A 431-nucleotide genomic window follows, 5' to 3' on the forward strand; every position below is an offset into this window, starting at 1 on the left:
CTCAACGACCTGCTCTATCGCTGGAAGATCGGCGCCTTGCCGATCGACATCGTCGGCGTCGTCTCCAACCATTTCGATTACCAGAAAGTGGTGGTCAATCACGACATTCCCTTCCACCACATCAAGGTGACGAAGGACAACAAGCCGCAGGCCGAGGCTCAGCTCCTGGAACTGGTCGAGCAGACCGGCACCGAGCTGGTGGTGCTCGCCCGCTATATGCAGGTTCTGTCGGATGCGCTCTGCCGAAAAATGTCGGGCCGCATCATCAACATCCACCATTCCTTCCTGCCCTCCTTCAAGGGAGCGAACCCCTACAAGCAGGCCTATGAGCGCGGGGTGAAGCTGATCGGGGCGACGGCGCATTATGTGACGGCCGATCTCGACGAAGGTCCGATCATCGAGCAGGACACGGCGCGCATCACCCATGCGCA

The 431-nt window shown here is 59.6% G+C and carries 1 protein-coding gene; it reads left to right on the plus strand.

Annotation, left to right across the window (positions count from 1 at the left end):
- The coding region (locus tag PH558_RS34110; protein WP_285208572.1) for a formyltetrahydrofolate deformylase at window positions 1-431 on the plus strand (431 nt) is incomplete at both ends.

It is taken from the genome of Rhizobium pantanalense, assembly GCF_030182525.1.
In the GTDB taxonomy this organism is placed as follows: domain Bacteria; phylum Pseudomonadota; class Alphaproteobacteria; order Rhizobiales; family Rhizobiaceae; genus Rhizobium.